A 22,792-nucleotide genomic window follows, 5' to 3' on the forward strand; every position below is an offset into this window, starting at 1 on the left:
AGGTGCGCAACTCCTTCGCCGTGTATCTTCGCCCGTCACTTCGCGCATGCGCTGCAGCGCGCGGGCAGATCCACGTCCGTCCCGGCGTGGGGAATGGCCAGCGCCTTGATGTGCATCAAGGTGGCGGCATCGGGCAGGAGCTGGCCATCCGCGTCGCGGTAGCGGAACTTGCCGGGCTGGCCCAGGCGGGCGATGCCGTTCTGGTGGTCGCCCGTGTAGCGCAGGCCGGCGGCGCGCGCCGTGGTGGTGGCTATTTCCATGGTGATTGCCTACCTTGCCCGCCGCACACCCGGCGCGCCGTTATGCTAAGGTGCGCATTCGTAACGCCGTGCGCGGCAGACAGGAGCAGCAGATGTTTGGCAGAAAAAAGAATCTGGAAGAAGACCACGCCGCCCAGGCCGACAAGCAGTATGAAAAGAAATACACGGAAGACAGCTTCTGGGACAAGGTCGTCAAGTTCGCCAAGACCGCGGGACGCGAAGTCATCGAGAAAGCCTTGTGGCTGTATTACGCGGCGCAGCAGCCACATACCCCGCTGTGGGCCAAGACGGCCATTTACGGCGCGCTCGGCTATTTCATTTCGCCCATCGATGCGATTCCCGACATCACGCCCGTGGTCGGCTATGCGGATGACCTGGCCGTGCTGGCGGCAGCCGTCGCCACGGTTGCCACCTACATCACGGCCGAGGTCAAGGAACGCGCCGCCGACAAGCTGCGCGGCTGGTTCGGCGCCTAGGTGCCGGGAACGGGCTGGCCCTTCACCGCATTGCGGTAGCGGGCGCTGGCCTCGGCCTTCTTGACCGCCTCGCTGGCGATGTTCTGTGCCTTGATGCGGGCTTTTTCACTCTTGCTGCGCTGCTGCGCCACGTCCTTGTTGCCGATGCGGTTTGTCATGCTGGTCTCCTCGTTGAGTGTCAAGTTTGACCAGCACAGCATACGTTCTTGCCCGGGTGCCACCGTGCGCCCGCTCACACAAGCGGCATGCCTACCGGGCTTGCGCGCCGCTGCCCCCATGAGCCAGCAGGCGCAGCACGACTTCTTTCTGGAATGAACGAAACTCCTTGTCGGCGCTGACGTTGGCGAAGGCCAGCACGGCGGTCCTGCTGGCGCGGTCGACGCAGACGACGGAGGCGGCGCCCGGGTCGCCGCCGCTGTGCGTGGCCAGCGGCTTGCCGTCGACGTCGCGCAGCAGCCAGACCAGGGCCTGGCGCACGGACGCATCGGCAGGCGCGACGGCGGCGGCTTGCGGGGAAAAAAACAATTGCAGGGTGGCATCTTGCAGGTAGCGGTGGCCATCGACCCGGCCGCTATTGCTGAAGATAGCCAGGAAACGGGCAAAGTCATGCGCCGAGCTGCGCAGCAGGCCGGCGGGCCAGTCGGGATAGCCGACGGGCGGCAGCACTTGCAGGCCCGGTTCCTTGTGCGCATACGGTTGGGCGACGACTGCGCGCCGGGGCAAGCCGGCCAGGTTCCAGGCCGTGCTGTCCATGCCCAGCGGTTCGAACAGGTGCTCGTGCGCGTAGGCGTCCAGGCCATCGGGGTTCAAACGGCCCACCAGATAACCGAGCAGGGCGATGCCCACATTACTGTAGCGCCATTCCGTGCCTGGCCGGGCGGCAAACGACAGGTCCGCGTCATACCAGGCGCCGCCGCGCGACAGATAACCCTTGACGAAGTCGCGCAGGGGCAGACGCGGATCGCCCTGCACCGCAAACGCCGCGGTCTTGTCGTACACGGCATCGGAAATGCCCGAGGTGTGGCTGAGCAAATGGCGAAAGGTGATGGGCACATCGGGAAACTTCGGATGCATGAGCGGGAAGTCCAGATAGGCCGCCACCTTGTCGTCTAGCTGGAAGGCACCCTGTTCTAGCAGCATCATGACGGCCGTGGCCGTGACGAGCTTGCTGACGGAGGCGACATGAAACACCGTGTTGGCATCGGCCTTCTTGCCGGCCTGGATGTCGGCCCAGCCATAACCGCGCGCGAAGATGGTTTGCTCGCCGCGCACCACGGCCACGCTCATGCCCGGCGTTTCCGTGCGGGCCAGGCCATCGCGCATGAAGCCGTCAAATGCCGTTTCCCACGCCAGCTTGGCCGGATCGGTGGCGCAGCCCGTTTGCAGCAGGGCCAGTGAGACGCCCAGTCCCAGCACGCTTCTTCGTTTCATTGATTCTCTCTTTGCTGTTTTTAACGATCTTAACAATATTTCCGCCCGTCATAGGGGCGATTGACAAAACATTGCTTTACAGCAGTGACAAAGGGGCAGAGCGGTGTTTATTTACGCCAGTAGCGTTACAGCAGGGTGTGACCGTTTTTTAAGCCTTGTTTGTAAGCCTAGCCCTCAACCTTGTACAGCGACACACTGTCGTTCTGCGCCTGCATCTCGCGCACTTCGATGGGGTCGTGCGTGGAGCGCAAGCGGGGCAGGCTGTGCGGGTAGTGGGTGGTGATGAAGGCCAGCATCTGCTCGCGCACGATGCAGCGCAGCTCGAAGGCCGTACCCGAATCTATCGCACTGATCAGAAAGCGCACGCGCACGGCCCGCTCGTTCGAATCCGTCGCTTGCACGGTGCAGACCCGGCCATCCCATTGTGTGGCGGACGCGCAGATGCGCGTCAATTCCGCGCGCAGCGGCTCGATCGGGATACTGAAATCGAGCCACAGAAAGACCGTGCCCAGGATGTCCGAGGAGGTATGCGTCCAGTTCTCGAACGGATTTTCGATGAACCATTGCAGCGGCACGATCAAACGGCGTTCATCCCACACGCGCACGACCACATACGTGCCCTTGATTTCCTCGACCGTGCCCCATTCGCCATTGACGATCAGCACGTCGTCGATGCGGATGGGTTGAGAGAACGCAATTTGCAGCCCCGCAATGAAATTGCCGAGCACGGGGCGGGCGGCGATACCGGCCACCAGGCCCGCCACGCCGGCCGAAGCCAGCAGGCTGGCGCCGATCTGCCGCGCGCCGGGCAAGGTCAGCAGCACGAAGGACAGGCCCAGGATGACGACGATGGCGTGCGCGCTGCGCGTCAGCACGCGGGCCTGGGTAATCCTGCGCCGCGCGCGCAAGTTGTCGGCCGCATCGACGGGATTGATCTGGGAAATCGTGATGCTGAGCGACTCGATGCATTGCATGGCCAGCCAGGTCAGCGCGATGATCAGCGCCACGCTGGTGAGATGCGACATGGCGACCAGGCCCGGCGTGTCGTCGGGCGCGCCGGCCAGCACCACGCGCAAGCCGAAGACGATCATGCACAGCTGGCTGGCGCGGAAGGCCACGCGCGCGACATTACTGGTGAACGGGTGGCCATTGGCCAGTTTTTTCAGCAAGCCGATGCCGGCCCGGTGCACGACGATGGCGACCAGAGTGACGAGCAGGGCGGAAACGAGCACGGTCAGCGCCGAGCGCAGCGGGCCTCCCATCAGCGAGTGGAACGTGCTGAGATCCATAGGCGAAAACTCCTTGAAATGGGTGAGATGGAGATCGGAAGCGGCTATTTTACGGGCAGATGACGTCGCGGGGGCGTGCGTTGCCGAACGGATAAGACCTGCCTCCAGGTGGATACTGGCAGAAATTGCTGCGCTGCGCCATGCCACGTTGACGTTTCATTACGGAAAGCAAACGCGCGTCGCCGCATGGAAAACATAGTCATACTTGCCATGCTTTTTGTTTTTGCAAAGGAAAACGATGATAGTACGATCACTCCGAATGTCCTTGCGCTTTATCCTGCCACTGGCCCTGGTGCTGGGACTGTTTGCATATATTGTGGTACCCCTGCTCGACAATATCACCCTGCGCTGGTATGTGCGCGATCTCGACAGCCGCGCAGAATTGCTCGCCGGAACCCTCCGACCATCGCTCATCGAATACCTGCCCGCGCAAGATGCCAGCCGCATCGGCGAACTGTTCCAGGGCGCCACGCGCGACGAACGCCTGATCGCCATCGGCTTTTGCGACAATGCGGGCCACCTCGTCTACCAGTCCGCGCAATACCCGGCCTCTATCGGCTGTTGGAGCACGCCGCCCACGGGCGGCCTGTACAAATCCCTGGCGCAATTGCCGCAAGGGCAAGTCCACATCAGCGAAACGCCTGTCATGCAGGATGCGTCCCAGCTGGGACGCCTGGTACTGGTGCAGGACATGAGCTTTGTCGAGCGCCGCAATACCGATACCAAGCGTTTCATCTTTGCCTTCCTGGCCGTGCTGGCCGTGCTGATTTCCATGATGACCGTCTTCGTGGCCCACCTGAGCTGGCGCGGCTGGCTGTCGGCTGTGAAGGATATCTTGCGGGGCGAGTTGCTGCCGAAAAGTAATGGCGCAGTGGCCGCCGCCACGGCGCCCGCCGCCGCGCCCGCGCCGCCGCCGGAAATGCAGCCGCTGATCGGCGACTTGCGCGAATTGCTGCAGGAATACCATCTGGAACGCCAGGGCGATAACGGCTGGTCGTCCGACTGGACGCCGGACAAGCTGCGCGCCTTGCTGGAAGCGGACTTGCAAGGCGACCAGGTACTGGTGGTATCGAACCGCGAACCGTATATCCACACCAAAACCGAAGATGGGATAGCGGTGCAGCGCCCGGCCAGCGGCCTGGTAACGGCCGTGGAAGCGGTGATGCGCGCCTGTTCCGGCACCTGGATCGCGCATGGCGCCGGTTCCGCCGACCGCGAGACGGTGGATAAATTCGACCACGTGCCCGTGCCGCCCGACAATCCCAGCTATACCTTGCGCCGCGTGTGGCTGACGGAAGAGGAAGAGCAGGGCTATTACTATGGTTTTGCTAACGAAGGCATGTGGCCGCTGTGCCATATCGCCCACGTGCGCCCCGTGTTTCGCTCGTCCGACTGGGAGCAGTACGTCAAGGTCAACCGCCGCTTCGCCGAAGCCGTGATTGCCGAGGCGAAGACGGACAATCCCGTCGTGCTGGTACAGGATTATCACTTCGCCTTGCTGCCGCGCATGGTGCGCGAAGCCTTGCCGAAGGCGACCATCATCACTTTCTGGCATATTCCCTGGCCAAACTCTGAATCGTTCGGCATTTGCCCCTGGCGCGAGGAAATCCTCGACGGCTTGCTGGGCAGCACGATTCTTGGCTTCCACACGCCATTCCACCGCAAGAATTTCCTGGAAACGGTGGATCGCTACCTGGAAACCCGCATTGAGCCGGAAGCGTCGACCATTTCCTATGGCGGCGAGATGACGCAGGTGGAGGATTATCCGATTTCCATCGCCTGGCCGGACGACAATCCCGACCAGCCGGACGTGGCCACTTGCCGTGCGCAAATCCGTGCCGAACTGGGCGTGGCACCCGGCCACTTGCTGGGCATCGGCGTGGACCGCCTCGATTACACGAAAGGCATCGTCGAACGCTTCCAGGCCGTCGAGCGCATGCTGGAACAGCAGCCCGGCATGGTAGGCAATTTTACGTTTGTGCAAATCGCCGCCCCCAGCCGCGCTTCACTCGATGAATATCAAAGTTTCGATGCGCGCGTGCGCAAGATGGTCGAGCGCATCAACCGCCGCTTCGGCGGCGGCGATTACGTGCCCATCCTGCTGAAGGCCGAGCACCATGGACAGGACGACTTGCAGCGCTATTTCCGCGCTTCCGAGGTGTGCATGGTGACGAGCTTGCATGACGGCATGAACTTGGTGGCCAAGGAATTCATTGCCGCGCGCGACGACGAGATGGGTGTACTTGTTCTAAGTCAATTCACGGGCGCCGCGCGGGAACTACATGAAGCGCTGATCATCAATCCTTACCACATCGAGCAGGGTGCCGATGCGCTGTACCGTGGCTTGGTGATGCCGCCCGTGGAACAGCGCGAGCGCATGAAGAGCATGCGGGCACGTGTGAAACATTTCAATGTCTACCGCTGGGCCGGGCGCATGCTGCTGGACGCGGCCCGCTTGCGCCAGCGCGACAAGGTCATGACCAAGATCGACGCCCACAGCCGCATCAAGCGGCGCAAGGGAATTTGATGATGGAGATGTCTGACGATAGCGCAGCCCTGTTGCAGCTGCTGAGCATGCCCGGCAGCGCCGTCTTCCTCGACTTCGACGGCACCCTGGTCGACCTGGCACCCACGCCCGATGGCGTGCGCCTGGAGCCGGGCATGGTCGAAGCGCTGGCGCTGCTGTCCGAGCGCCATGGCGGCGCGCTGGCCCTCATTTCCGGGCGTCCCGTGGCGCAGATCGATGCCATGCTGGCGCCCTTGGTCTTGCCGGTGGCGGGCGTGCATGGCGTGGAGCGGCGCGGCGCCGATGGCGCGCTGCATGTGGCGGCTACGCCTGACGTGTCGCCCGCGCTGGCCCGCGCCCGGGCACTGGCGGCGATGTACCCCGGTTTGCTGGTGGAACAGAAGCGGGGCGCCGTAGCCCTGCATTACCGGCTGGCGCCTGAACTCGAGCAGCTGTGCGTGCAGGAAATGAGCGATGCTGTGCAAGCGTGCCCCGGGGTGTTGCTGTTGCATGGCAAAATGGTTCTGGAAGCCAAACCGGCCGCCACGGACAAGGGAGGCGCCATCGCCGCCTTCCTGCGCGAAACCCCGTTTTCCGGGCGCCGGCCCGTGTTCGCGGGCGACGACACCACAGATGAGGCAGGCTTTGCCTTTGTACAACAAGTTGGCGGGCAGGGCGTGAAAGTGGGCAGCGGCCCCAGCGCCGCCACCCTGCGCCTGGCCAGCCCGGGCGCCTTGCGCGCCACGCTGCTGGCCGCGTCCGTATTCGCTTTTAAGGAGTAGCCTATGACGACCCTTTACGATACCCCCAGCGGCGCCCATGCGCCGCAAGCCAGCCCGCCTTCCGCGCAAGCGTCCCTGAACTGCGGCGTGGTGGGCAATTGCGCCTTCAGCGCGCTGATCGACCAGGCGGGCCAGGTCGTCTGGTCGTGCCTGCCCCGCTTCGACGGCGATCCCGTCTTCAACCGCCTGCTCGACGAGACGGAAAACGGCAGCGTGTGGGCCATCGACATTGAAAACTTTGCGCGCAGCGAGCAATGTTACGAGCCGAACACGGCCGTGCTGCGCACGCGCCTGTATGACACCGAGGGGCGCGGCGTGGAAATCACGGATTTCGCGCCCCGATTCCTCAGCCGCGACCGCATGTTTCGCCCGCTGATGCTGATCCGCCGCGTGCGTCCGCTCGACCACGCCGTGCGCATCCGGGTGCGCCTGCGTCCCCGCTATGACTGGGGCAAGCTGGCGCCGCAGATCACGCAGGGCAGCCACCACATCCGCTATGTAGGACCGGAGCAGACCTTGCGCCTGAACACGGATGTATCGCTCAACTATGTATTGAGTGAAACGTATTTCGTGCTGGGCGGCACGGCCAACTTCCTGCTGGGCCCCGATGAAACCTTGGCCGGCGGCATTGAGGAGACGGCGCGCATCTTTGAAAAGGAAACCATCAATTACTGGCGCACCTACACGCGCCGCCTGGCCGTGCCGCTGGAATGGCAGGACGTGGTCATCCGCGCTGCCATCACCTTAAAACTGTCTTTATATGAAGACACGGGCGCCATCATCGCCGCCATGACCACCAGCATCCCGGAAGCGCCGGGCAGCAGCCGCAACTGGGATTACCGCTATTGCTGGCTGCGCGACGCGTTCTTTGTCGTGCGCGCGCTGAACAGCCTGTCCGAAGTGGGCACGATGGAAGAGTATTTGCGCTGGCTGACGAATATCGTGGCCCGCTCGAAGGGCGGCCACATCCAGCCCCTGTACGGCATCGGCCTGGAAGAACAGTTGCCCGAATCCACGCTAGCCCACTTGCCCGGCTACCGGGGCAACGGCCCCGTGCGTGTTGGGAACCAGGCGCAGGAACATTTCCAGCACGATGTGTACGGCAACATCGTCCTGGGTGCGGCGCAAGCTTTTCTTGATCACCGCTTGTTCCACCGGGCCGGCAAGGCCGAGTTTGCCGCGCTGGAAGCCGTGGGTGACCAGGCATTCCGGCTGCATGCGGAGCCGGACGCGGGCATGTGGGAGTTGCGCACGCGGGCGCGCGTCCACACCTCGTCCATGCTGATGAGCTGGGCCGCTTGCGACCGCCTGGCGAAAGTTGCGCATAAGCTGGGCTTGCCGGACCGGGCCGAGCACTGGAACAGCCGCGCCGTGCTGATCCGCGAACGGCTGCTGCGCGAAGCGTGGAGCGAGGAACGCCAGGCATTCGCGGAAAGCCTGGGCGGGCGCGACCTGGACGCCTCCGTCTTGCTGATGGCGGAAGTCAATTTCATCGACCCCATGGACCCCCGTTTCATCGCCACCGTCGATGCGCTGGAAGCGTCGCTGTGTGACGGCCCCTACATGCGCCGCTACGAGGCGCCCGACGACTTCGGCAAGCCGGAAACAGCCTTCAATATCTGCACCTTCTGGCGCATCGACGCCCTGGCCCGTATCGGCAGGAAGGATGAAGCGCGCAAGATCTTCGAAACGATGCTGCTGGCGCGCAACCACCTGGGTTTGCTGTCGGAAGACACGCATCCCGTGACGGGCGAAATGTGGGGCAACTTTCCGCAGACCTACTCGATGGTGGGCTTGATCAATTGCGCGGTCAGGTTGTCGGCGCCTTGGGATAGTGCTATTTAAGTGTGGGCCTGGATCGCGGGTCTGAGAAAATACCCATGGCTGCGTTGCTTGGGCTTGCCGTACATTCGTACTGTCTGCGCCCGCGCGCCAGGGTCTGCCCATTCGCTGGGCATTTTTCAGGCCCGCTGGGCCCGTGGAGCCCGGGTTGAGGGTTCGGGCCCTGGTTTGCTTTTCCATCGTTTAGATATCAAGTCAAAGTCTTGGGTAAAGCCGGCTCGCCCCGCCCATACAACCTGCACTCCGCCGCCAGCGCCAGCAAATTCGGGTCGCGCTCGCGGCTGCTCAGCATCAGCAGGGTGATTTGCTGGTGCGAGCCGTAGCGCGCGTCCAGCGGCAGCAGTTCGATGCGCGAGCTGAAGGCGCGCACCCTGCCGGGCAGCAGGCTGTAGCCGAGGCCGCCGCTGACCAGGTTGATCAGTGAGAAGATATCGCCCACGCGCATGGCTGTGTCGGGCACGAATCCCGCCAGTTCAAATGCATGGTTGAAGCTTTGCGAGGTGACAAAGCCTTCGTTGAGCGTGACGAATTTGTCATCGCGCAGTTGCCGCAAGTCCACCGATGCGGCCCCCGCATAGGGCGAGGCTAGCGGCGCGGCCAGGTAGACGTCGTCCTGGAACAGCGGCACCGCCACCAGTCCGGCATGTCGTTCTTCCTCCTGCACGCCGACGATGATGGCGTCCAGGCGGCCGTCAGCCAGGCTTTGCAGCAGTTCGCGGTTCGAGCCCAGGGTCAGGTCGATGTCGAGACCGGGCCGGCGCAGCTTCAGGGCGATTACCAGTTGCGGGATGCAGTGCAAGGTCAAGGAATATAGCGAACCGATCTTCAGCCGCACGGGGTTGATGCCCGACATTTCGCGCACCTTGCGCACGCCTTCCTCGCATTCGGCCAGCGCGCGCCGCGCCGATTCGGCAAAGGTGTAGGCCGCATGCAGCGGGATCAGGCTGCGTCCCTCGCGCTTGAACAGGGGGCAGCGCAAGCCGTCTTCCAGCGAGTGCAGGGCGCGGTGCACGCTGACGGTGCTTTGGCCCAACGCATCGGCGACCCTCGCCAGCTTGTTCAATTCCATAAAGCTGAGAAAAACTTCCAGCTTTTTCAGGGTAATTTCTTCATTGATAGCCATGATCACCGTGATTATCGTGAGTTCATTCACTTCAGAGTAATGAATATGGTAGCAGCTTGATTGTCGCGGCGCCGTTTTCGTTCTATCGTTAGGCTTCGATAGCTCATCCGGAGGCATGATGTCAACCGCCACAGCAGCGCCAGCGCAGCGGCAGAAACAATGGGACACGCGGCGCACCGAGAAACGCCGCCGCCTCGACGCCGTGCGCCATTACGCGAACGGTCCCGTGCTGCAACAGGGCGACATGGTCGCCGTGCTCGAAACCTTGCTCGCGCCGGGCGACCGCGTTGTTCTCGAAGGCAATAATCAGAAGCAGGCCGATTTCCTTGCCCGCATGTTGACCCAGGTCAATCCTGACAAGATCAACCATCTGCACTTGATCATGCCCAGCGTCAGCCTGCCTGAACACCTGGACCTGTTCGAACGGGGCATCGCCCGCAAGCTCGATTTTTCGTTTGCCGGCACGCAAAGCCTGCGCATCGCCCAGTTCCTGCAGGATGGCTTGCTTGAAGTGGGGGCCATCCATACGTATATCGAGCTGTATGCGCGCCTGTTCGTCGACCTGACGCCGAACGTCGTCATGGTGGCCGGCTACATGGCAGACCGCCAGGGCAATCTGTACACTGGCCCCAGCACCGAAGACACGCCCACGCTGGTGGAATCGGCGGCTTTCCGCGACGGCATCGTCATCGCCCAGGTGAACCAGATCGTCGATGATGTCAGCGACTTGCCCAGGGTCGACGTGCCCGGCTCGTGGATCGATTTCGTGGTGCAGTCCGACAAGCCCTTTTTCATTGAGCCATTATTTACCCGCGACCCGCGCGTGATCAAGCCCGTGCACGTGCTGATGGCCATGATGGCGATCCGCGGCGTGTATGAAAAACACCAGGTGCAGTCGCTCAATCACGGCATCGGCTTCAATACGGCCGCCATCGAGCTGATTTTGCCCACGTATGGCGAGCAACTGGGTTTGAAGGGCAAGATTTGCCGCAACTGGGTGCTCAATCCCCATCCGACCCTGATACCGGCCATCGAGACTGGCTGGGTCGAGAGCGTGCATTGCTTCGGCGCGGAGCTGGGCATGGAAGGCTATGCGGCCGCGCGGCCCGACGTGTTTTTCACGGGTAGGGATGGCTCGATGCGCTCGAACCGCGCCCTGTGCCAACTGGCCGGCCAGTACGCGGTCGACCTGTTCATCGGCGCCACCCTGCAGATGGATGGCCTGGGCAATTCCTCGACCGTGACGAACGGCCGCCTGGCCGGCTTTGGCGGCGCGCCCAACATGGGCCACGATCCGCACGGCCGGCGCCACCCGACACCCGCCTGGCTGGACCTGATCGAGACGGACGATCCTCTCGCGCGCGGCAAGAAGCTGGTGGTGCAAATGGTCGAAACGTTCCAGGATGGCGGCCAGCCGACGATTGTCGAATCGCTCGATGCCGTGGCCGTGGGCCAGGCCAGCGGCATGCCGCTGGCGCCCGTGATGATTTATGGCGACGACGTCACCCACGTGCTGACGGAGGAGGGCATCGCCTATCTGTACAAGGCCCGTTCGCTCGACGAGCGCAGGGCCATGCTGGCGGCGGTCGCCGGCGTGACGCCCATCGGCCTGCGCCACGACCCGAAAACCACGGCCAAATTGCGCGCCGACGGTTTGATCGCGCTGCCCGAGGATATCGGCGTGCAGCGCGGTGCCGCCAGCCGCTCGCTGCTAGCCGCGAAAAGCATCGCCGACCTGGTCGAATGGTCCGACGGCCTGTATCAACCCCCCGCCAAGTTCAGGAGCTGGTAGTGACGACGATGACGATGACGACGATGATGATGACTAGCGCCATGCCGGTGCGGCAGCGCTGCTCCGCGCTGGCGCGGCAAGTGCTGCAGGCGCTGCTCGATGAAGTGACTCTGACGCCGAAACCGGGCCTGGTCGATTTGCGCAGCCGTGGCGCCCACGCGGACTTGAACTGGGCCTTGATGTGCCATTCCGCGTGCGCGCTGCAGCCGGTGTTTGCCGCCATGGCGCAAGCGGGTTGGGACGGTAACGATGACGACGATGACGACGGCCTGCGCCAGCGCATTGGCGCCATCGGCCGCGATGGCGAGGTGCTGATGCTGGCGGCCACGGGCGGCGTGAACACGCACCGGGGCGCCATCTGGGCGCTGGGCCTGCTGGTGACGGCGGCGGCGCAACAGGGCGCGCGCGGCGCGTCGCTGGCGCCAAAAGCCGTGGCGGCGCGGGCCGGTGCGCTGGCGCGTTTGCACGATCGCAGCGCGCCTGGCGAGACGGGCAACAAGGGCGAGCTGGCCTGCCGCCGGTATCGGGTCGAAGGCGCGCGCGGCCAGGCCCGCGCCGGATTTCCCCTGGTGACCGGTGTGGGACTGGTTCAACTGCACGCCTCGCGGGCACGCGGCGACAATGAAACGACGGCGCGCCTGAATGCCTTGCTGGCGATTATCAGCCAGCTGGACGATACCTGCGTGCTGTCGCGCGGCGGCGAGGCGGCCCTGCAGGCGCTGCAAACGGGGGCTGCCCAGGTGCTGGCCGCCGGCGGCGCGGCCACTGCCGCCGGGTCGCAGGCGCTGCTGGCGCTGGAAGCGGTGGCGCTGGCGCGCGGCGTGTCGCCGGGCGGCGCGGCGGACCTGCTGGCGGCCACCCTGTTCCTGGATCGATTGACAGAAGGAGAAACGCATGGAAACGCGTGACTATACATTCCCGGCCGGGCAGCCGGCGGCAGGGCGCGCCCTGGCCGGCGTGGTCGGTTCGGGCGACCTGGAAGTGCTGCTGCAGCCCGGCGACGATGGCGTGACCCGCATCATGGTCAACACCTCCGTCGACGGCAAGGGCGCTGTCTGGGATGCGCTCCTGCAGCGCGTATTCGGCGGCGAGCCGCTGCCGGCGGCCAGCATCGTCATCAACGATTGCGGCGCCACGCCGGGCGTGGTGCGCATGCGCATCGAGCAAGCCTACGAAGAATTACAAGCGGGGAGGGCGGCGTGAGCACATTACAAGAACTGCTGGAGCGCGACAGTTTCATCGAACGGGGGGCGCGCAGCCGGGCGCGGGCCTTGCTGGATGCGGGCAGCATGCGCGAACTGCTCGATCCGTTTTGCGGCATCGCTTCGCCCTGGCTGCCACAACAGGGCGTGACGGCGCAGTTTGATGACGGCGTGGTGGTGGCCAAGGGATTGTTCGACGGCCAGCCGGCCGTGGTGCTGGCCATCGAAGGCGCCTACCAGGGGGGCAGCATGGGCGAAGTGGGCGGCGCAAAAATCGCCGGCGCGCTGGAACTGGCGGCGCGCGACAACCGCCAGGGCGTGCCGACGCGCGCCGTGATCGTGTTCGAAACGGGCGGCGTGCGCCTGCAGGAAGCCAACCTGGGCCTCGCGGCGATTGCCGATATCCATGCGGCCATCGTCGACCTGCGCCGCTACCAGCCTGTCATCGGCATCACGGCCGGCACCGTCGGCTGCTACGGCGGCATGTCGATCGCGGCTGGCCTGTGCAGCTACCTGGTGGTCACGCGCGAGGCGCGCCTGGGCCTGAATGGTCCGGCCGTGATCGAGCAGGAGGCTGGCGTGGACGAATTCGACTCGCGCAACAAACCGTTCATCTGGAGCCTGACGGGCGGCGAGCAGCGCTTTCACAGTGGCCTGGCCGACGCCTATGTGGCAGACGATACGGCGCAGATGCGCGCCACCGTGGCCGAATTGTTCCGGCGCGGCCTGCCGGCGCAGCACCGCAGCAGCCAGGCAGACGTCTTCCTGGCCCGCCTGGCGGAAGTGGACGCCGGCCCGCAAGCCACGGCAGGCGCCGTGCGTGCCAGCTACAGCAAAGGAGTCGCAGCATGAACGCCATCACCGATACCAGCCGAGGCGCCATCTGGCTGGCGGCCCTGACCGACAGCACTGCACCGCTGGACGGCTATCCCGCTTCCGTGCGCGTGGTGGACGCGCCGCTGGCGGGCGAGCCGGCGCGTTACCTGGCCGTGCTGCCCGACCCGGACAACCGTTTTGTGCGGGCGCGCACGGGTGAAATCGGCCTGGTCGAAGCGTGGCGGCTGGCGCGCGCCGTGCAGCAGGTAGTTTTGGAGGACCACGAGTTGGCCGTCAAGCGGCCCATCGTCGCCGTCATCGACGTGGCCAGCCAGGCCTACGGCCGGCGCGAAGAAGCGTACGGTATCCACCAGGCGCTGGCCGGCGCGGCGGGAGCCTATGCCGAGGCGCGTCTGGCCGGCCATCCCGTGATCGGCCTGATCGTCGGCAAGGCCATGTCGGGCGCCTTTCTTGCGCACGGCTACCAGGCCAACCGCCTGATCGCGCTCGATGATCCGCAAGTGATGGTGCACGCGATGGGTAAGGCGTCGGCGGCGCGCATCACCTTGCGCACGGTGGAGGCACTGGAAGCGCTGGCAGAGACCATCGCGCCCATGGCCTACGACATCCGCAACTACGCCACCCTGGGGCTGTTGTGGCAAACCTTGCAGGTGGCGCAGCCGGACGCGCCGTCAGAGCTTGATCTGGCGCAGGTGCAGGGTAGCCTGCAGGCGGCGCTGGCCGACATCCGCGCCGACCCAGGGCACGATCTTTCCAGCCGCCTGGGTGCGCCGCACCGCCGGGCCTCGGGCAGGGTCAGGGAGATACTAGGGCAGCAGTGGTAGGGAGCAGATGCACCAATAGAGTAGACATCAAGTCATTCCATTCCTATGCAGGAGACACATCATGATCATTGAGGGAACCGCACTGCTGGCGTTATGCCATTCGCTCACGGTGGGTACGTCTCATACGGGCCTGGGCTGTACGCCGGGAAGCTCTTTGCCGTTCTTTGCCGTCAAGGCGGTGGCGGCCTGATGCCGGATTTCCGCGCGCATGATTTGCTGTGGGCGTCCGGTCTGCCGGAAGATAGTCCCATGCCCGCCTGGCTTGACGCGGCCTGGCTGCAGGCGGCGCCGCTGGTGGTGCGGCGCGCCAGCTGCGTGTCCGGACGCATCCCCGTGGGCTTGCGCGGCATGCTGCGCAGCGAGCGGTATGCGTGCGAAGTGGAGGCAGCCGCCGTCTTGCGCCGGGTGACGCCGGAAATGTTGGCGCGGTTGGCGCGGCTGGCGCGCGCGCCGGAGCCTGGTGTTTCCTGTACTGCGCTCGATGCGCTGCGGCAGGTGGCGCCCTTGCTCGACGCCACAGGCTGGGCCTGGGGACCGACGGGCGGCGTGGGCTTCGCGCTGGCCAGCGGCTTGCCCGTGCTGCGCGCCGACAGCGACCTCGATCTCGTGCTGCGCATCGCCGCGCCACCGGACGCCGCCCAGGCCGACGCGCTGCGCGCCATTGCGGCAAGTGTCACGGCGTGCCGTCTGGACTTGCAGATCGACACGGGCATTGGCGGCTTTGCGTATGCCGAGTGGGCGGCGGGGCGTGCGAAGATTCTGCTCAAGACGGATCATGGCCCAGTGTTGACGGCCGCGCCATGGGAGCTTGTATGAGCGTGGTATTTACCTTTCCGGGCCAGGGCGCCCAGTATCCGGGCATGCTGCATGCGCTGCCGGACGATGCGGCCGTGGCGGCGGCCCTGGCTGAAGCGGCGGGCGTGCTGGGCCAAGATCCGCTGGCACTGGACACGGCTTGTGCGCTGGCCTCGACTGGGGCCGTGCAACTGTGTCTGCTGATCGCCGGCGTGGCGATGGCGCGCTCGCTCGCCGCGCGCGGCGCGACACCCGACATGGTGGCCGGCTTTTCCATCGGCGAGTATGCGGCGGCCGTCGTGGCCGGGGCGCTCGATTATGCGGATGCCCTGCGTCTGGTGGCGCGGCGCGGGCAACTGATGGAACAGGCGTACCCGGTCGGCTACGGCATGGCGGCCATCATCGGGCTTGATCAGGCGCAACTGGAGCCATTGCTGGCCCAGGTGCATGGCGCCGCAACGCCTGTGTATATCGCCAACCTGAATGCGCGGCGCCAGATTGCCATTGCCGGCAGCGAGCCCGCTCTGCAAGCGGTGATGGCGCTGGCCCTGGCGCACGGCGCCAGCAAGGCGCGGCGCCTGGCCATCAGCGTGCCGTCGCACTGCCCGCTGCTGGACGCCGCCGCGCTGGACTTGCGCGCCGCCTTCGACGGCGTGGCCGTGCGCCGCCCGTCGCTCGTCTACCTGAGCAGCAGCGCGGCGCGCGCGCTGTTCGACCCGGCCCGCATCCGCGACAGCCTGGCCGCCAACATGGCGCAGCGCGTGCAGTGGACCGCTACCTCGCGCCTGGCGTGGGAGCGGGGTGCCCGGCTGGCGCTAGAAATGCCGCCCGGCAGCGTCCTGACGCGCTTGACGGCGCCTGACTTCACGGATGGCGTGGCCGTCTGCTGCGATGGCAACCGGGGCAACAGCTTGCTGGCGCTGGTGCAGCGCGAGCGGGGTGACACCGTGCCTTAAAGCCTGGCACTCAATCCAAGCTGGAAGCCCCGGCCTGGCAATGGCGCAATGTACTTCAGTGGGGAATTGTGCGGCCTGGCATCGTCATCAAGAAGGTTGGTGCCGCTGATGAACACTTCGATACCTGCAAACGGCGAATTTGGCACCTGGAGTTCGCGGCTCACCTGGAAGTTCACCATGTTGTATCCATCGAGCGGCACTTCCTCGCTGACGCTTTTCCCCAGGTACTTCTGCTTGTCGTAATAGGTGCTGGAAACCCTGGCCTTCCACCCCTTGTTCTCCCACAGCAGATTCGCGCCGTAGCGATTGGTTGGCATGTTGGGCAGATACTCGCCGTCGTTGTGCGCGCGCAGCTTGTCCGGATTGTCCGCCTTGTTTTTGACCAAGTCGGCAAATGCTGAGATGTTCAGCTTGCCGTAGCCGCCCAGCTGAATGACCTGGGATACGTCGATCTCGAATCCCTTGACCGTCGTATCGGTCTGCTTCCAATACTTCAATGGCAGGCGATTTGCCGTCTGCATCCCCGAGTGGCCAAGGTAGAGATAGTTCTCGTACTTCATGACGTAGCCGGTTGCCGACATGGTAAAGCCGCGATTGCCGAACAGGGCGGTGAGTTCGGTATTCCTCGCGCGCTCGGCCTTCAAATTCTGGTTTCCTTCTTCCTGGGCCAGGATCGAATAGTGCCGATTGCTCGCATACAACTCATTGACATCGGGTGCTCTTTCCGAGGATGCATAGCGCATTTTTGCACCGAAAAGCTGGCCAAATTTGGCCGAGGCGCCCAGGCTATAGCTGTTCAGGCTGAACGCCCTGTCCTCGAGTTTGGAATTGCTCGCATTTCTCGACGTCTTGAATCCGCTCTTGCGGATCTCGTGGTCCACTTTTTCATGGCGAAAGCCGGCATCGAAGGTGGCCCAGTCGAAGTCGAGGCTCTCCTTCACGAACAGCGCGCGGCTAGCTGTGCTCGCATCGGGAAGGTAAAGTTGCGACCCGGTACCGGCGATATCCCTGGCTTTATGGCTCAAACCAAGCAAGCCGCTCAATGGCCCCGCGCGCCGATGCGCGAGCAGGATCTCGGCTTGATTGGTGTCAAACCGGTAGTCATTCGCTCTGGTGGAGCCAAGACGTTCTCCCGACGCATTGTTCAAGCGCGAAACGCGCAATTGCGCGCTTTCAACGTAGGCCGCAGGGGCGAGCAGATTGGCTTCCAGCGCATATTTATCCTGCTTGATCACCACACCGACGGGCAGCCCCTCGTCATGATTCGCGCCGAACGACTTGTTTTCCATGGAAAATCCAGGGATGCCATACTCGCTTTCCTTGGAATCGAGACTGACGGCCACGTAGCCACGATCAAAAAAGTAGGTCGTGCCGACGGCAAAGTGGGAGTTGCTGGCATAGCTGTTGCCCAGGGTGCCGTGGTAATCGGGGGTCACGTCCTTGTTGATCTTGTTTTTGGTCATCGATGGCGTGCCCGGCACGTAAGCGGGGTTGGCCGGATTGACGTAGGTTTTGCGCTGCCAGACGGACGTCGGGCTATTGGTATAGAAGGAAAAATCACCGTCCGCCCAGTCCGGATTTTCTGTCATGAACTGGTCGATAAAGGGCTGCGAAGCCTTGTTGTAGACCTGTTGGATCCTCGCTTCTTTCTGGCAACTGTCGGCCAAAAAGGTATTCACGCCGCCCTGCAAGGGGAACAGCTGGCTGTTGCAAGCGCCGGCCTTGCTGTTTCCCGGAATATCGTAATGCCCGATTTTCTGGAATGACATCTGCAGATTGGTCGAGAAGTGCTGTTGATCGTTGAAGTTCATGCGCAAGCCCTGGGCGTTGGCATCGTTGAAGCCCTTGCGCAGTATAAATTCCAGGTCCTTTTCCCTGGCCTCCATTTTCCTGGAAATGATGCCGGAATCGACGTCGACGCTGCCGCCAATCGCATTGCCGCCGAAACGCACGCTATCCGATGATTTGTTCACGGTCACGCTGCGCACGAAGAGCGGATCGAAAGGGATGTTGATGTCACCGCTGAGCGCATTCATGCCGAGGATGGACTGGCCGTCTTCCAGGATTTGTACCCGGTTTCCGCTCAGGCTGCGTATCACCGGTGCGCCGGCATTCGGCCCGAAGGCGCTGCTTTGCACGCCCGAGACATGCTCGAGCATGCCGCCGAGCGTTCTGTTTTGGGCCTGCACATTCTCGACCAAAACGACGCTGTCGATGGTGGATGGCCGGTCTGCGCGGACTTTGATGGTTCGCAGGGTGATGTCGTCCGTTGCGTAAGCGAGTGGAGCAGTGGCCAGCATGGCAGCTGCGAATACGTGATAGTGCATAGGACTCTCTAAAAAAGGCGGAATGTGGTGCTGGCGCTGGACGCAGGCGCAGCGCGAACATGTAAATGCAATAGAGTTGCAATAGTAGCTTGCGCGCAATGCTATTGCAAGTAAACTGCATTTGATGGCGTTGGCCGGGCCGCGTACGGAAAGCGCGCAGCGCAGACAGCCGGCATGTGCCGGCTATTGGGTAGCAAAGTGTGGAGGTGCGATGACCGCTATTCGTTGCGCGTTGCGCGTGCTCAGGCCGGTGGCAAGGTGTGCGGCGCAGACTGAATGAATCCGCCTGCGCCGTTATGGAAACGCTGCCTCAGGTGACTTCAATGGCTCTTCGCCTGCAGACGACGCGCACGCCGTTTGCGCTCCCAGATGACGATGCCCGTCACCGACAGCATGGCGACCATGATACCCATGAAGGACATCAATATGCGTCCCGGCAGGCCGAGGATGCGGCCCGAGTGCAGGGGGAATTGCAGTTGCACGAAGACGTCGGCCGCCGTGCCTTCCCACGGCTTGTGCTGACCGATGATGCTGCCGTCCATGCCATCGACGTACAGGTTCGACAGGCCCATGCCGGCCGCGCCGAATTCATCGGCCGGGTCGAAGAAAGAGACGTTGTAGAAGGAATAATTGCCGCCATAATAAATGCCGCCGATGGGCGCCGTGATACCGCGCTGCACGGCTTGTTTTTTGGCGATCTCTACGGCCTGCTCGAAGCCGATCACAGGCTTGATATACGTGCCGTACGGTGCCGGCGTCTGCGTTTCGTATGGGCCCGGCGTGGTGGTCGATACCAGCGACATCACGGGATAGAACACTTCGCGGTACAGGTTCAGCGAGAACGAGGTGAACGCCACGACGAGGATGATGGCCCACACCCACAGGCCGCCCGCGCGGTGCAAATCGAAATTGAGCTTGTAGCCGCCGGCCGCCCAGCGCACCACCCACGACGGTTTCCAGCGCTGCCACCAGTTGGCGGCGTCGCGGTGGCGCGGCGCGTCAGCCCGTGCACGCAAACGGCGCGGCGTCGTCAGATAGAATGCCACCATGCTGTCGAGCAGCCAGATCAGGGCTACGCTCCCCATCAGCCAGTAGCCCCAGCGATCCGTGCCCCAGAAGGCGGGCACGTGCAGGCTGTAGTGCAGATGGCGCAAAAACGGCATCAGGCTGCGGCGCGACAGGGAAATGGCGGTCGAATCGCGCGTGCCCGTGATGTGCGCCGTGACGGGGTCGATGTAGACGGTGTTGTAGTCGAGCACGAACGGTTTGTTTGTGCTCGGGTCGGTGAGCGGACGCACCATGAAGGCGGCGGCATGGCCTTCTTCCAGGCCCAGGGTCATGTAATTGACTTCCACGCGCGGGTCGGCCGCAGCTACCTTGTGCGCCAGAGCAAACGGCGCTTGCAGGGGGCCGCGGCCCGGCGTGTCCATGATATCGGCGTTGAGCCATTCGTCCAGTTCATGGTCCCACGAGGTGACGGCGCCCGTCAGGCCGGCGACGATGAGGAAGAGGGCGATGGTCAGGCCAGCCCAGCGGTGTATGACAGTCCAGAAAGCGCGCATGCGGTACAAACCTTCAACATGAAACCGGCTTGTTGCCGCCAGCGTGCGCCACCAGGGCGCACAGGGAAATTCAGGCATAAGCCCGGTAGTTTGATAATGGGAATCGTTCTCATTATCCGCCGTGGCATGGTATTTGTCCAGCGCCAATGGTGTTGCCCAGGGCCAAATCGCGCATGCTAAGATGCTAGCAACAAGTTAATTTACATTCCACATGGAAATATTCAAGGCATGCGCATAGAAGATCGGAACAATGTCCGCGTGAGCGAATACAGCGCTGCGCCACAGGCGGGCGCGGTAACCACCATGGTGTTCATGCACGGCTTTGGCTGCGATCAAATCATGTGGCGTTACTTGGAGCCATTGTTTCGCCCCCACTACCGTACCGTGCTGTTCGACCTGGTCGGCAGCGGCGCTTCGGACCTGGGTGCCTATGATTTCGATAGCTACGCGCGGCTTGACGCGCATGGCGCCGATCTGCGGCAAGTTATCCATGCCGTCGGCGGCGGCCCCGTGATTTGCGTGAGCCATTCCGTCAGCGCCATGAGCGCCTTGCTGGCGACCATTGCCGAGCCGGAACTGTTCGCCGCGCAAGTCATGCTGGCGCCGTCGCCCTGTTATATCGATGACGAGGCGGCCGACTACCGGGGTGGCTTCAGCCGTGCCGATATCGACGACTTGCTGGCCGCCATGGACAGCAATTACCTGGGCTGGTCCGCCAGCATGGCGCCGGCCATCATGGGTGCGCCCGGGCAGCCGGTGCTGGGACAAGACCTGGTGAACAGCTTTTGCCGCACGGATCCCGTCATTGCCCGGCATTTCGCGCAAGCCACGTTCTTGTCCGACCACCGCGCCATCTTGCCGCGCAACAGCACGCCGGCCCTGATCGTGCAATGTAGCGACGACTTCATCGCGCCGCCACCCGTGGGGCAGTACTTGCGCGAAATGTTGCCGCACAGCAGCTTGCAGATGGTCGAGAATGTGGGCCATTGCCCGCATATGAGCGTGCCTGATGCCAGTTACCGCGCCATCCGCCACTTTCTTGACGGCCTGTATCTGTAATGCGCGATACGATGCCTTCCTTGCCTGACACTCATACCTTGTTCCAGCATGCGGCTTGCGGTTTGCTGCTGTGTACGGCCGACGGCACCATCGTGCAGGCAAACGCCACCTTTTGCGGCTGGCTCGGCTATGGCGCAGGGGAATTGATCGGCAATAAGAAACTGCAAGACTTGCTGACCATCGGCGGGCGCGTGTTTCACCAGACGCACTGGCTGCCCCTGATGCAGGTGCAGGGCAGCGTGTCGGAAATCTTGCTCGACATGCGCCAGCGCCAGGGGCGATCCATCCCCATGCTGTTCAATGCTGTGCGGCGCGTGCATGACGGCGTGCGCTATGACGAAATCGCCGCCTTTGTCGCCAGCGACCGACGCAAATACGAGCAGCAGCTGCAGCTGGCGCGCAAGGAAGCAGGTGTGCTCAACGAGCAGTTGGCGGCCGCCGACCGGCGCAAGGACGAATTCCTGGCGACCCTGGCGCACGAGCTGCGCAACCCGTTGGCGCCGATCCGCAATGTGCTGGAAGTGCTGCGCCTGGCGCAGCTGGACGACCCCCAGCTGCGCTGGGCCCGTGACGTGCTGGGTCGCCAGGTGGGCCATATGACGCACCTGGTCGACGACTTGACGGAAGTGTCGCGCATCACGCGGGGGCGCCTGGAATTGCGCCGCGCCAGCGTGGAGCTGGCGCCCGTGGTGGAAGCGGCCCTGCATAGCGTGGCCGAGCTGGCGGCGCAGTCCGGCCACAAGGTGCTCGTGGAGCACTGGCAGCAGCCCATCTGGCTCGACGCCGATGCCACGCGCCTGGGGCAGATGATCGCCAACCTGCTGACCAACGCCGTCAAGTACACGCCGGCCAACGGCGTCATCGGGCTGGAAGTGTCGTGCACGCAAGAGGAGGTGTTGATCAGCGTGCGCGATTCGGGCATCGGCATCGCGCCCGAGTACCTGGACAAAGTGTTTGACCTGTTTGCGCAGCTGGAGCCGGCCCTGTCGCGGGCCCAGGGCGGCCTGGGGATCGGCCTGTCGCTGGTGCGCGGCCTGGCCCAATTGCATGGCGGCAGCATTAGCGCACACAGCGACGGCGTGGGCCAGGGCAGCACCTTCGAATTGCGTTTGCCGCTGCCGGTCGTGCCGCTGCAAGCGCCCGCGCCCGTGGAGCGCCGCCTGCTGGCCGGCACGCGCGAGGGCACCGTGCTGGTGATCGACGACAGCGCCGACGCGGCCGAAAGCCTGGCGCTGGCGCTCGACATCCTCGGTTATGAAGTGCGCACGGCCTACGACGGCGCGTCCGGCGTGGCGGCAGCGCACAGCTTCATGCCGCAAGTGATCCTGCTCGACATCGGCTTGCCGCATATGAACGGCTACGACGTGGCAAGATTGTTACGCAGCCAGCCTTGCGGGCGGCACGCCATCCTCGTGGCCGTCACGGGCTGGGGCCAGGACAAGGACCGCCAGATGGCGTCCGATGCGGGCTTTGACCTGCACCTGACCAAGCCCGTGGATTTTTATGAGCTCGATACGGTGCTGCAAAAGATGCTGCAAGCGACCTGAGTTGCCGTAGAGCCATGCGGCACCCATTGCCGGCGCCTGTTTTCTTTCTCCCCATCATCTGTTTCCGTTGGTATGCCTCTATTGTTTGCGGTAAATCAAACACGGAATTCCAATATTAAATATAAAAGAAATTTCATTTAAAAATTAAATGTTATTAATGGATAGATTCTAAATATTATTAA

21 protein-coding genes are annotated in these 22,792 nt (G+C 63.6%); 14 read left to right on the forward strand and 7 right to left on the reverse strand.

What is annotated here, in order from left to right; translation table 11 throughout:
- Positions 1–35 precede the first annotated feature (35 nt).
- Positions 36–260: a hypothetical protein gene (locus tag ACP7DE_RS04185; RefSeq protein ID WP_426070891.1), complete on the reverse strand. Its 225-nt coding sequence runs from the start codon at positions 258–260 to the stop codon at positions 36–38.
- Between the two features lie 92 nt (positions 261–352).
- Between ACP7DE_RS04185 and ACP7DE_RS04190 the strand changes: the two genes are divergently transcribed.
- A complete protein-coding gene (locus ACP7DE_RS04190; protein ID WP_426070892.1) occupies positions 353–736 on the forward strand; it encodes a YkvA family protein in 384 nt (127 codons plus the stop codon).
- On the opposite strand, the gene ACP7DE_RS04195 is transcribed toward ACP7DE_RS04190, so the two are convergent.
- The 3 genes from ACP7DE_RS04195 to ACP7DE_RS04205 all read right to left on the reverse strand — a co-directional run bounded on the left by ACP7DE_RS04195 (position 733) and on the right by ACP7DE_RS04205 (position 3,456).
- The gene (locus tag ACP7DE_RS04195) at positions 733–894 is read right to left on the reverse strand and encodes a hypothetical protein (protein ID WP_426070893.1); all 162 of its coding nucleotides are present in this window, start codon (positions 892–894) and stop codon (positions 733–735) included. The two genes, ACP7DE_RS04190 and ACP7DE_RS04195, sit on opposite strands and share 4 nt — an antisense overlap.
- A 91-nt stretch (positions 895–985) precedes the next feature.
- Positions 986–2,167: a serine hydrolase domain-containing protein gene (locus tag ACP7DE_RS04200; RefSeq protein WP_426070894.1), complete on the reverse strand. Its 1,182-nt coding sequence runs from the start codon at positions 2,165–2,167 to the stop codon at positions 986–988.
- 167 nt (positions 2,168–2,334) lie between these two features.
- Positions 2,335–3,456, reverse strand: coding sequence for a mechanosensitive ion channel family protein (locus ACP7DE_RS04205; protein ID WP_426070895.1), 1,122 nt, complete (start codon positions 3,454–3,456; stop codon positions 2,335–2,337).
- 259 nt (positions 3,457–3,715) lie between these two features.
- Between ACP7DE_RS04205 and ACP7DE_RS04210 the strand changes: the two genes are divergently transcribed.
- The 3 genes from ACP7DE_RS04210 to ACP7DE_RS04220 are packed head-to-tail and all read left to right on the forward strand — an operon-like array spanning position 3,716 to position 8,589.
- A complete protein-coding gene (locus tag ACP7DE_RS04210; RefSeq protein WP_426070896.1) occupies positions 3,716–5,983 on the forward strand; it encodes an alpha,alpha-trehalose-phosphate synthase (UDP-forming) in 2,268 nt (755 codons plus the stop codon).
- Complete coding sequence (gene otsB / locus ACP7DE_RS04215) at positions 5,983–6,744, forward strand: trehalose-phosphatase (protein WP_426070897.1); 762 nt, start codon at positions 5,983–5,985, stop codon at positions 6,742–6,744. Before ACP7DE_RS04210 ends, otsB begins: the two co-directional genes overlap by 1 nt.
- A 3-nt stretch (positions 6,745–6,747) precedes the next feature.
- Positions 6,748–8,589 (forward strand): glycoside hydrolase family 15 protein, encoded by a 1,842-nt coding sequence (locus tag ACP7DE_RS04220; protein ID WP_426070898.1) that lies wholly within the window; start codon positions 6,748–6,750, stop codon positions 8,587–8,589.
- A 187-nt stretch (positions 8,590–8,776) separates the two neighbouring features.
- Here the strand turns inward: ACP7DE_RS04220 and ACP7DE_RS04225 are convergent, their stop codons facing one another.
- On the reverse strand, positions 8,777–9,709 hold the full coding sequence (locus ACP7DE_RS04225) for a LysR family transcriptional regulator (protein ID WP_426070899.1): 933 nt from the start codon (positions 9,707–9,709) through the stop codon (positions 8,777–8,779).
- A gap of 115 nt (positions 9,710–9,824) precedes the next feature.
- Here ACP7DE_RS04225 and mdcA point away from each other — a divergent pair, with 115 nt between their 5' ends.
- The 8 genes from mdcA (at position 9,825) to mdcH (ending at position 16,115) form a co-directional block, all read left to right on the forward strand.
- On the forward strand, positions 9,825–11,501 hold the full coding sequence (gene mdcA / locus ACP7DE_RS04230; RefSeq protein ID WP_426070900.1) for a malonate decarboxylase subunit alpha: 1,677 nt from the start codon (positions 9,825–9,827) through the stop codon (positions 11,499–11,501).
- Between the two features lie 8 nt (positions 11,502–11,509).
- The gene (locus tag ACP7DE_RS04235; RefSeq protein ID WP_426071360.1) at positions 11,510–12,409 is read left to right on the forward strand and encodes a triphosphoribosyl-dephospho-CoA synthase; all 900 of its coding nucleotides are present in this window, start codon (positions 11,510–11,512) and stop codon (positions 12,407–12,409) included.
- Positions 12,396–12,704, forward strand: coding sequence for a malonate decarboxylase subunit delta (locus ACP7DE_RS04240; protein WP_426070901.1), 309 nt, complete (start codon positions 12,396–12,398; stop codon positions 12,702–12,704). Before ACP7DE_RS04235 ends, ACP7DE_RS04240 begins: the two co-directional genes overlap by 14 nt.
- Positions 12,701–13,555, forward strand: a complete 855-nt coding sequence (locus ACP7DE_RS04245) for a biotin-independent malonate decarboxylase subunit beta (protein ID WP_426070902.1) — start codon at positions 12,701–12,703, stop codon at positions 13,553–13,555. Before ACP7DE_RS04240 ends, ACP7DE_RS04245 begins: the two co-directional genes overlap by 4 nt.
- Positions 13,552–14,364 carry a biotin-independent malonate decarboxylase subunit gamma gene (mdcE, locus tag ACP7DE_RS04250; RefSeq protein ID WP_426070903.1) on the forward strand — a complete coding sequence of 271 codons (813 nt, stop codon included), beginning with the start codon at positions 13,552–13,554 and terminating at the stop codon, positions 14,362–14,364. The genes ACP7DE_RS04245 and mdcE overlap by 4 nt, the downstream gene beginning before the upstream one ends.
- A 61-nt stretch (positions 14,365–14,425) precedes the next feature.
- Entirely contained in the window at positions 14,426–14,554 is a 129-nt protein-coding gene (locus ACP7DE_RS04255; protein WP_426070904.1) for a hypothetical protein, read from the forward strand.
- The gene (locus ACP7DE_RS04260; protein WP_426070905.1) at positions 14,554–15,180 is read left to right on the forward strand and encodes a malonate decarboxylase holo-ACP synthase; all 627 of its coding nucleotides are present in this window, start codon (positions 14,554–14,556) and stop codon (positions 15,178–15,180) included. Before ACP7DE_RS04255 ends, ACP7DE_RS04260 begins: the two co-directional genes overlap by 1 nt.
- Entirely contained in the window at positions 15,177–16,115 is a 939-nt protein-coding gene (gene mdcH / locus ACP7DE_RS04265) for a malonate decarboxylase subunit epsilon (protein ID WP_426070906.1), read from the forward strand. Before ACP7DE_RS04260 ends, mdcH begins: the two co-directional genes overlap by 4 nt.
- Here the strand turns inward: mdcH and ACP7DE_RS04270 are convergent.
- Together ACP7DE_RS04270 and ACP7DE_RS04275 are read right to left on the reverse strand one after the other, a co-directional pair.
- Entirely contained in the window at positions 16,112–18,442 is a 2,331-nt protein-coding gene (locus tag ACP7DE_RS04270) for a TonB-dependent receptor (protein ID WP_426070907.1), read from the reverse strand. The genes mdcH and ACP7DE_RS04270 overlap by 4 nt on opposite strands.
- A gap of 320 nt (positions 18,443–18,762) precedes the next feature.
- Positions 18,763–20,004 carry a PepSY-associated TM helix domain-containing protein gene (locus ACP7DE_RS04275; RefSeq protein WP_426070908.1) on the reverse strand — a complete coding sequence of 414 codons (1,242 nt, stop codon included), beginning with the start codon at positions 20,002–20,004 and terminating at the stop codon, positions 18,763–18,765.
- 228 nt (positions 20,005–20,232) lie between these two features.
- Here ACP7DE_RS04275 and ACP7DE_RS04280 point away from each other — a divergent pair, with 228 nt between their 5' ends.
- Entirely contained in the window at positions 20,233–21,063 is an 831-nt protein-coding gene (locus ACP7DE_RS04280) for an alpha/beta fold hydrolase (protein ID WP_426070909.1), read from the forward strand.
- Between the two features lie 11 nt (positions 21,064–21,074).
- On the forward strand, positions 21,075–22,610 hold the full coding sequence (locus ACP7DE_RS04285) for a hybrid sensor histidine kinase/response regulator (RefSeq protein ID WP_426070910.1): 1,536 nt from the start codon (positions 21,075–21,077) through the stop codon (positions 22,608–22,610).
- Positions 22,611–22,792: the final 182 nt, after the last annotated feature.

The organism is Janthinobacterium sp. DSP2-3-3, from assembly GCF_049897325.1.
Taxonomy (GTDB): Bacteria; Pseudomonadota; Gammaproteobacteria; order Burkholderiales; family Burkholderiaceae_D; genus Janthinobacterium.